Here is a 9,263-nt window from a genome sequence, read left to right as displayed (position 1 = left end):
CCCAGGCGACCCAGCGGTACCTGGGCCGCCAGCGCATCGTATAATCCCTGACGCTGTTCTTCGGGAACCAGATCGCCAAGACCGGGCGTTTTCACGGGGCCAGGGCTGACGACGTTGACGCGTATCCCGCGGCCCTGTAAGTCCAGCGCCCAGGAGCGGGCAAAGTTACGCACGGCGGCTTTACTGGCGCTGTAGACGCTAAAATTCGCCGTCCCCTTAATCGAAACCGTCGATCCGGTGAGGATAATGGATGAACCAGATGAGAGCAGCGGCAGCGCTTTCTGGACGGTGAACAGCACGCCGCGCACGTTGGTGGCAAAAATCCGGTCAAACTGCTCTTCGGTGATAGCGCCCAGCGGCAGCATGTCGCCGCCCCCGGCGTTGGCGAACAGAATATCGAGTCGTCCTTCTTCTTTAGCAATCTGCGCGTAAACCGCATCCAGATCGGCCATTCTGGAGACGTCCGCGCGGATAGCTACCGCCGCGGCGCCAATGTCTGCCCGGGCAGCATCCAGTTCGGCCTGACGACGTCCGGTGATATAGACCTTCGCTCCCTGCGCCGCCAGCTCCTGTGCCGTTGCGAGACCAATACCGGTGCTGCCACCGGTCACCAGAGCGATTTTTCCTGCAAGCGTTGTATTCATACTCATAACCTTTGTTGTGATGTAAAAGAGGAGCGTTTGCCCGCGTCAGGCAGACTTTAGACCTTGCGGGATTAGCGATAAACGGGCAAAAATGAAAATGAATTTTCACAGCAGGAAATAATCAGAGGAGATCTATGTGGATCAGCTAATGGCAATGCGTGCCTTTACGCGGGTGGTTGAATCCGGAAGCTTTACCCGAGCGGCAGACTCCCTGAACATGCCGATAGCCACGCTGAGCAAGCTGGTAAAATCACTTGAAGCGCACCTGGAAACACGGCTGCTGCATCGCACGACGCGCCGGGTGGTCACGACGGCAGAAGGCATGGAATACTACGAGAAAGCGCTACGGGTATTAATTGATATAGAGGACATTGATACCGCCTTTCGCGCATCGTGCTGCACGCCCAAAGGCCATTTGCGTATTGACGTGGGGGGCTCAACCGCCCGGGACGTGCTGATCCCCCTGCTGCCGGATTTTTTTCAGCGCTACCCGGATCTGCGCATTAACCTGGGGGTAGCCGATCGTCCGGTAGATTTAATCAGCGGAAACGTGGACTGCGTGATCCGCGGCGGCCCGCTGGATGACTCTTCGCTTATCGCGCGGCATATCGGTGATGCCGGGATGATCGCCTGCGCGGCGCCGGGCTATCTTAAAGCTCACGGCATCCCTGCCTATCCGCAGGAGCTGCGCAACGGCCATAAGCTGATTAGCTACCTTTCCCCGGTTACCGGACGCGCATTTCCGTTCCGCTTCCTTGACCGGGGTGAGCCCCTGGAGATCAGCGTTCCGCACCACCTTGGGGTCAATGAAAGCAACGCACATCTGGCCGCGGCGCTGGCGGGTTTAGGGATTATTCAGACGTTTGGCTATGCTGCGAGAGCGCATCTGGAAACGGGCGCGCTGGTAGAGATCCTGAGCGACTGGCGTCCTAAGGCGTATCCTTTTCACGTGGTCTATCCCCAGAGTCGGCATTTAACGCATCGCCTGAGAGTGTTTATTGCGTGGCTTGCCGAGGTTTTCCCTGCGGCAGTGAAAGGTTAGCCGGGCATTTGCCCGGCCTGATATCAGTTCAGTTTGTAATCCAGCGTGATTTCGGCTTTCAACAGCTGCGATACCGGACAACCCGCCTTCGCTTTCTGAATAATGCCGTCGAACTGCTGCGGATCGATACCCGGTACCGTCACCTTGCTTTGTAGCGCCACTTTGCTGATGGCAAAACCGCTGTCGGTTTTATCCAGCGAGACATCCGCCGTGGTATCGATGGAATCGGCAGTATAACCCGCTTCGCCCAGCATTAGAGACAGGGCCATAGAGAAACAGGCCGCGTGCGCTGCGCCAATCAGCTCTTCCGGGTTAGTCCCTTTTTCGCCCTCGAAGCGGGTGTTAAAGCCGTAAGGTTGCTGGTTAAGGACGCCACTCTCTGTTGAGACCGTCCCTTTGCCGCGTTTGATGTCGCCAGACCAGTGTGCTGAACCGTGCTTATGAATCGTCATTCTTGCTCTCCTTTTGGCTTACAAAGGGATAAGTATAGGACGCATAATCCATTTTGCAGGGAAGACAGACTAGTCCGAGCGCGTGGCAAGGTGGTTTGCAAGTGCATCCAGGAACACACGCTGCGCCGCAGGCTGATAGTCTCGCGACTGATAAATACCAAAAATACCGATCGGTTTTGGCGTAAAGGCGCCGAGCACCGGCACCAGGCTGCCCTGCCGTAGCGCCGCGTCGGCCTCGCGCTCGGGCAGCATGGCAATACCACAGTGGTTTATCGCCGCCTCCATCAGCAATGACGAGATACTGGCGCTGAGATTGCCGCTGACCGCCGTCGTGACCGACTCCCCTTCTGGCGTCAAAAAACGCCACGACTGACCGGCAAAAAAGCTGTAATGCAGGCAGTTGTGCCGGGATAAATCCTCCAGCTGCACTGGAACGCCCCGACTGGCAAGGTAGTGCGGCGAGGCGCAAAGTACGGACCGACACTCTCCCAGTCGGCGGGCGATCATGCCCGGTTCAGGGTTATCGGTGATGCGGATCGCCACGTCAATTCGCTCGCCCACCAGACTTACCGGATGATTGTTAACATCCAGCTCAATGCGCAGCTGAGGGTAACGCTGCAACAGATCGGGCAGCACCGGAACGATAATATGCATCGCCGTAAAGTGCGCGCAGGCGACACGAAGCGTGCCTGAGGGTAAATCCTTCACTGACTGATCTTCAATTTCCTGAGAAATTTGCGAGAGCGTGCGGGTCTTTTGCAGAACCTTCTCCCCCGCCGCCGTCAGCGTCAGCTTGCGGGTGGAGCGGTTCACCAGCCGCGCCCCGGCCCACTTCTCCATCTGCTCCAGATAACGGCTCACCATCGGACGGGAGATCCCCAGCGCCCGCGCCGCCGCGCTTAAACTCCCCAGCTCACAGATGCGGTTGTACACCTGGGCGGCAATAACGCGATCCATTTTGACCTCCATTTGCTCGATTTATGAAACTAAGCATCTCCTGTTTCAGGAATTCTGGCAAATGAAGAGATCCGTACAATAGAGACTTTCCTGAAGAACAGAGACATGACCATGACTATCGCCCGCCTTGCTTTGCTGACAACCCTTTTCACTCCGGCCGTCTTTGCCGCGCCGTTGACCGTTGATACGTACAACCCGCAGGAAAAAGGCATTTTTGCCGTTTCTTCCACGCTGGTGTCTGGCCCGAAAGAGGCGGTACTGTTTGACGCCCAGTTCAGCGTGAAAGATGGCGAAGCGCTGGTGGAAAAAATTCGCCACAGCGGTAAAACGCTGAACAAAATCGTGATCACCTCCGGCGATCCGGATTTCTATTTCGGCCTGCAACCGCTGGTGAAAGCCTTCCCTAATGCCAAAGTTGTCGCCACGCAACAGGTGGTGGACCATATCAGGGCCACAAAAGACGCGAAGCTCGCCTTCTGGGGGCCACAGATGAAAGACGGCGCGCCGACGCAGCTCTACTTGCCGCAGGTGCTTGCCTCAACCACCTTTATGATTGATGGTGAAAGAGTGAATATTGAAGAGCCTGAGAGCTATGCGGCGTACGTCTGGATCCCATCCGCAAAAACCATCCTCGGCGGCACGGGCGTCTCGTGGGGTATTCACGTCTGGACGGCGGATACCCAAACGCCGGAAAGCCGCAAACAGTGGCAGCAGACGCTGGATAGCATGGCAGCCCTTAAGCCCGAACACGTTATTCCGGGCCACTACCTTGGGACACCGCCAGCGGGTACCGGCGCTATCGACTTTACCCGTCGCTATCTACATCAGTTTGAACAGGCCCTCATGACACATAAAGCGTCAACCGGCGTCATTAGCACGATGAAAAAACAGTGGCCGAATCTGGCGGAAGCCAGTTCGCTGGAATTGAGTGCCAAAGTGAATACCGGCGAAATGAAGTGGTAATATCCTGATTATCTCCTGCTATATTTAAATTTTTTATAGCAGGAGTTTACTATGCCATCGTCAGTAAGGGGCATCGACCATATCGGTATTACGGTGCCCGACATTGAAAAAGCCACCCTATTTTTTGAACGCGCTTTCGGCGCACAGGTTTTATATCATTCTGTCGATGCGGAAACCGATAATATTGATCAGGCCGCCCAGCAGCACACCTTAAAATTATTTCCCGGCACAAAAATTCACGCCATTCGCATGCTTGTTATGCCCCATGGACCCGGCATTGAACTTTTCGAAATGCATGGCCCTGAACAGGGAATGCCCGCCCGCGCCAGCGACTTTGGCCTCCAGCATTTTGCTGTTTATGTTGATGATTTTGATAAGGCGATAGCCGCTTTCACCGCTGCCGGCGGGGAGATGTTTACCGCGCCAAAGCCGCTCACGTTTCCGGATGAGCAAGGTGAAGGGAATGCTTTCTGCTATGGACAGACCCCCTGGGGCAGTATTGTGGAATTGATCTCCTGGCCGACGCCCATGCCTTATGAAAAAACGACAAATTTACGCCGCTGGAAACCCTGAATTTTATTTGTGTGCCAGGAGAGATGATATTTTTATTTCCAGGACGAATCTGAACCACAACGACGAAAATATTTGCCAATCTGAATGTGAATTACGATTTTGCACGCCGTAACATTAAACAGACAACGACACGGAGGCAGCATGTTTACTTATTACCCGGCACATACCACAGCAGCACAACCCGAACTCGTTAACGCGATTGCGCAGGGTCTTCAGGCAGAGCACGGTGTTGTTACCGAAGATGACATTTTGATGGAACTGACCAAGTGGGTGGAAGCCACAGACAATGACATCCTCAGTGACATCTACCAGCAAACCATCAACTATGTGGTCAGCGGGCAAAATGCACCTTTGTAAAAACCTGCTAAGCTGGATCAGCAACCTAAGGGGTTACATTTCGTTTGCGTGAGCAAACTTGTCCTTAAAACTATCAACGGGATTGAGGAGTTAAAATGAAATCGAACCGTCAGGCACGCCACATTCTGGGACTGAACTACAAGCTCTCTAACAAGCGTAAAGTGGTTATTGAGGAGGGTAGCGAAACGCAGGTTACCCACGCTACCGGCAGAAAACGCCCTTCCGGCAAGTAAGTTCCGGCACGATATTCACAACACCATCGGTAATCCCGATGGTGTTTTTGTTTATGTGTTGCGGTAATTAATATTCAGCTCCTTTATAATACCAACCGACCGCACCCCGTAGCACAGGCCAGAAAGATGACAAACAGCAGTGTCAGGGACGGATCTTCTTAAAAAGAGTGAGTGACATGGACAACAAACTGAAAAAACATCGTTCCCTTTATATTCCTTACGCCGGTCCGGTTTTACTGGAGTTTCCCCTTCTGAACAAAGGCAGCGCCTTTAGCATGGAAGAGCGCAGCAGCTTTAACCTGCTGGGCCTGCTGCCTGAAGTGGTTGAAACCATTGAAGAACAGGCGGAACGCGCCTGGATCCAGTATCAGGGTTTTAAAACCGAAATCGATAAGCACATCTACCTGCGTAATATCCAGGACACCAACGAAACCCTCTTCTACCGCCTGGTGCAGAACCATCTCGAAGAGATGATGCCCGTCATTTACACCCCAACCGTCGGCGCGGCATGTGAACGCTTCTCGGAGATCTACCGTCGTTCCCGCGGCGTGTTCATCTCTTATCAGAACCGTCACAACATGGATGACATTCTGCAAAACGTGCCGAACCACAACATCAAGGTGATCGTGGTAACCGATGGCGAACGTATTCTGGGCCTTGGCGACCAGGGCATTGGCGGGATGGGTATTCCCATCGGTAAGCTCTCGCTGTATACCGCCTGCGGTGGGATCAGCCCGGCCTACACCCTGCCGGTGGTGCTGGACGTGGGGACCAACAACCAGCAACTGCTGAACGATCCGCTGTACATGGGCTGGCGTCACCCGCGCATTACCGACGACGAGTACTATCAGTTTGTGGATGATTTCATCCAGGCCGTGAAGCACCGCTGGCCGGACGTGCTGTTGCAGTTCGAAGACTTCGCACAGAAAAACGCCATGCCGCTGCTGAACCGCTACCGCGATGAGATCTGCTCGTTCAACGATGACATTCAGGGCACTGCGGCAGTGACCGTCGGTACGCTGATTGCTGCGAGCCGTGCGGCAGGCAGCCAGCTTAGCTATCAGAAAATTGTCTTCCTGGGTGCAGGCTCCGCGGGCTGCGGCATCGCCGAGCAAATTATTGCCCAGACCCAGCGCGAAGGCTTAAGCGAAGAGCTCGCCCGCTCCCGCGTCTTTATGGTGGACCGTTTTGGCCTGCTGACCGACGGTATGCCTAACCTGCTCCCGTTCCAGACCAAACTGGTGCAGAAGCGCGAGAACCTGAAAAACTGGGATACGGATAACGAGGTGCTCTCGCTTCTTGACGTGGTGCGCAACGTGAAACCGGATATTCTGATCGGCGTATCCGGGCAGACCGGCCTCTTCACGGAGGAGATCATTCGCGAGATGCATAAGCACTGCGAACGCCCTATCGTGATGCCGCTATCGAACCCGACCTCACGCGTGGAGGCGACGCCGCAGGATATCATCGCCTGGACCGAAGGCAATGCGCTGGTCGCGACCGGCAGTCCGTTCGATCCGGTGGTGTGGAAGGACAAGCTCTACCCCATTGCGCAGTGCAATAACTCCTATATCTTCCCGGGTATTGGTCTGGGAGTGATCGCTTCCGGCGCGTCCCGCATCACCGACGAAATGCTGATGTCCGCGAGCGAAACGCTGGCAGGTCACTCACCACTGGTGAATAACGGTGAAGGCCTGGTACTGCCGGAGCTGAAAGACATTCATAAAGTGTCCCGCGCAATTGCCTTCGCGGTAGGCAAAATGGCGCAGCAGCAAGGCGTCGCGGTGAAAACCTCTGCCGATGCGTTGCAGCAAGCGATTGATGATAATTTCTGGATGCCGGAATACCGTAGCTATCGTCGTACTTCGATTTAAGCATCGCCCCTCACCCAGCCCTCTCCCCAAAGGGGAGAGGGTAAAACCGCACCGGACAGTCCCCTCGCCCCTTTGGGGAGAGGGTTAGGGTGAGGGGAATATACGGCACTTCCCACTAGCCAAACCCATTTTCCCCCGCTACACTCCCTTCATCCATTAACCTACTGAATATATAAGGAGGCCAATTATGCTGTACTGTGAAATTTTCAATGTTTCACATACATTTGGTGATCGCACCAGCTCAAGCGTTATCGGTATCGTGCTGCGATAACTTCCGCTTGAGCGAAGACACTAACCCCTGAAATCCCTTCTCTCGGGCTTACTGAGTTATCGTCAGCGATGTTTGACGAGGCATAAACATGCCTGTAACTCCTGGGTAAGCAACAATGAGCACTCTACTCACTGCACATTCTTTACGTGTTGATACCGCGTTTGGCACGCTCTTCGACTCTCTCTCCTTTACGTTGAAAAAAGGCGACCGCATTGGCCTGCTGGGTGATAACGGCTGCGGAAAAAGTACGCTGCTGAAAATCCTCGACGGGACGCAGTCCCCTGCTGCCGGAACCGTTTCACTGGCGGGACATTGCCTGCTGGCGCGCGTGGAACAACATCTGCCGGAGACCCTTTATCCCCTGACCATGCTGGATGCGGTGCTGGCGCAGCTGCCGACCGGTGAGCGCGACAGTCTTCGCTGGAAGGCCGAGACGCTGCTGGCCGGAATGGGCTTTACGACGCAGGAAACGGCGCTGCAATCCGCCACGCTGAGCGGCGGTCAGCATACGCGGTTGCTGCTGGCGCGGGCGTTGATAAGCGATCCGGATCTGCTGCTTCTGGACGAACCGAGCAACCACCTCGACCTGCCGACCCTGCTGTGGCTGGAGCAGTTTTTACAGAGCTGGTCCGGCAGCTTTGTGCTGGTTTCACACGACAGGCAACTGCTGGACGCGGTAACCAACGGCAGCTGGATCCTGCGCGATAAAACACTGCACTACTTCGCCCTTCCCTGCACTGCCGCCCGTCAGTCGCTGAAGGCGAAAGACGAAAGCGATGCGCTGCGGCATAAGGCTGAGCAAAAAGAGATCGACCGCGTCACGGCCAGCGCCAAACGCCTCGCGACCTGGGGCAAGGTCTACGACAACGAAGATCTCTCCCGCAAGGCTAAGCAGATGGAAAAACAGGTCGAACGGCTTAAAGAAAACCAGACGGAACTGACGGCGGGAAGCCCGTGGACCTTAACCCTGCGCGGGGACGCGCTTCGGGCCGACCGCCTGCTGGAAATAACCGACCTCGGCGTGCCCCCGGAGCCGGGTCTGCCAGACCTGTTTACCCTCGTCAGCGCGCGGCTGAAGAGCGGCGATCGCGTGGCAATTGTGGGTCGTAACGGCTGCGGAAAATCGTCGCTGCTGAAGCTTATCTGGCGACATTTTTGCGACGAGATCTCGGACGAGCGGCTTAAGCGTCATCCGCGCGTCTCACCCGGCTACTACGACCAGACGCTGCATCAGTTGCCAGACGATACGGCGCTGCTTGATGCGCTGGAGCCTTTCGCGCCAGCTCCGCAGACCCGTAAAATGGCGCTCATCAGTGCCGGCTTCTCGTGGGCGCGGCACGGGCAAAAAGTCAGTACGCTCAGCGGCGGGGAACGTTCGCGCCTGCTGTTCGTCGGCCTGACCCTTGCCCGTTATAGCCTGCTGATGCTGGATGAACCGACCAACCACCTGGATATGGAGGGCAAAGAGGCGCTGGCGGAAACGCTGCAACAGTTTGAAGGCGGAGTGCTGCTGGTGAGCCACGATCGTCAGTTAATTAGCCAGTGCTGTAACCGCTTCTGGCTGATTGAGGACGGCAGGCTGAGTGAATGGCACGATGCGGAGGCGGTCTTTGAGCGCCTGCGTGAGGACACCGGTCCGGTTGTACCTGAGGCATCGAACGCCGCATTGAAGGCACCCTCTTCAGCGTCAGACGATCTGCTCGAACGCCTTGTCGCCCTGGAAACGTTGCTGGAAGAAGATTTGGCGCGTAAGCCCAAACATCAAAAACCGCAGTTGCAGGCGCAATGGCGAAAAGAGATTGAGGAGATAGAAGCCCAACTGTAAGTCTGTACCCGGCGGTCATTACGCCGGGTCTTTTTTACGTCAGTGTTTTTCCCTACTGATTATTAGAGGATC

10 protein-coding genes are annotated in these 9,263 nt (G+C 55.6%); 7 read left to right on the top strand and 3 right to left on the bottom strand.

Annotated features, from left to right (window positions below; translation table 11 throughout):
- Positions 1–644, bottom strand: a 644-nt coding sequence (locus tag DD606_RS18085; protein ID WP_129258954.1) for an SDR family NAD(P)-dependent oxidoreductase, incomplete at its 3' end; no start/stop codon positions are given.
- A gap of 136 nt (positions 645–780) precedes the next feature.
- Here DD606_RS18085 and DD606_RS18080 point away from each other — a divergent pair.
- Entirely contained in the window at positions 781–1,686 is a 906-nt protein-coding gene (locus DD606_RS18080) for a LysR family transcriptional regulator (protein ID WP_023324676.1), read from the top strand.
- A 23-nt stretch (positions 1,687–1,709) separates the two neighbouring features.
- Here the strand turns inward: DD606_RS18080 and DD606_RS18075 are convergent, their stop codons facing one another.
- Both DD606_RS18075 and DD606_RS18070 read right to left on the bottom strand, forming a co-directional pair.
- Positions 1,710–2,138: an OsmC family protein gene (locus DD606_RS18075; RefSeq protein WP_003857069.1), complete on the bottom strand. Its 429-nt coding sequence runs from the start codon at positions 2,136–2,138 to the stop codon at positions 1,710–1,712.
- 69 nt (positions 2,139–2,207) lie between these two features.
- Complete coding sequence (locus tag DD606_RS18070) at positions 2,208–3,095, bottom strand: LysR family transcriptional regulator (protein WP_003857067.1); 888 nt, start codon at positions 3,093–3,095, stop codon at positions 2,208–2,210.
- Between the two features lie 111 nt (positions 3,096–3,206).
- On the opposite strand from DD606_RS18070, the gene DD606_RS18065 reads away from it, so the two are divergent.
- From DD606_RS18065 to DD606_RS18040, 6 genes are all read left to right on the top strand, one after another.
- On the top strand, positions 3,207–4,058 hold the full coding sequence (locus DD606_RS18065) for a Vmh family MBL fold metallo-hydrolase (RefSeq protein ID WP_063944749.1): 852 nt from the start codon (positions 3,207–3,209) through the stop codon (positions 4,056–4,058).
- Positions 4,059–4,109: 51 nt separating this feature from the next.
- The gene (locus tag DD606_RS18060; RefSeq protein ID WP_003857065.1) at positions 4,110–4,631 is read left to right on the top strand and encodes a VOC family protein; all 522 of its coding nucleotides are present in this window, start codon (positions 4,110–4,112) and stop codon (positions 4,629–4,631) included.
- Between the two features lie 141 nt (positions 4,632–4,772).
- Positions 4,773–4,988, top strand: coding sequence for a biofilm-dependent modulation protein (bdm, locus tag DD606_RS18055; protein ID WP_003857061.1), 216 nt, complete (start codon positions 4,773–4,775; stop codon positions 4,986–4,988).
- Positions 4,989–5,083: 95 nt separating this feature from the next.
- Positions 5,084–5,221 (top strand): stationary-phase-induced ribosome-associated protein, encoded by a 138-nt coding sequence (gene sra / locus DD606_RS18050; RefSeq protein WP_003857059.1) that lies wholly within the window; start codon positions 5,084–5,086, stop codon positions 5,219–5,221.
- A gap of 176 nt (positions 5,222–5,397) precedes the next feature.
- On the top strand, positions 5,398–7,095 hold the full coding sequence (locus DD606_RS18045) for an NAD-dependent malic enzyme (protein ID WP_003857058.1): 1,698 nt from the start codon (positions 5,398–5,400) through the stop codon (positions 7,093–7,095).
- Positions 7,096–7,481: 386 nt separating this feature from the next.
- A complete protein-coding gene (locus DD606_RS18040) occupies positions 7,482–9,191 on the top strand; it encodes an ABC-F family ATP-binding cassette domain-containing protein (protein WP_129258952.1) in 1,710 nt (569 codons plus the stop codon).
- Positions 9,192–9,263: the final 72 nt, after the last annotated feature.

This window comes from Enterobacter cloacae complex sp. GF14B (assembly GCF_004136805.1).
GTDB classification, from domain to species: domain Bacteria; phylum Pseudomonadota; class Gammaproteobacteria; order Enterobacterales; family Enterobacteriaceae; genus Enterobacter; species Enterobacter hormaechei_C.
The sequence above is the reverse complement of the archived record's forward strand: the minus strand, read 5'-3'. Positions and strand labels throughout refer to the sequence as shown.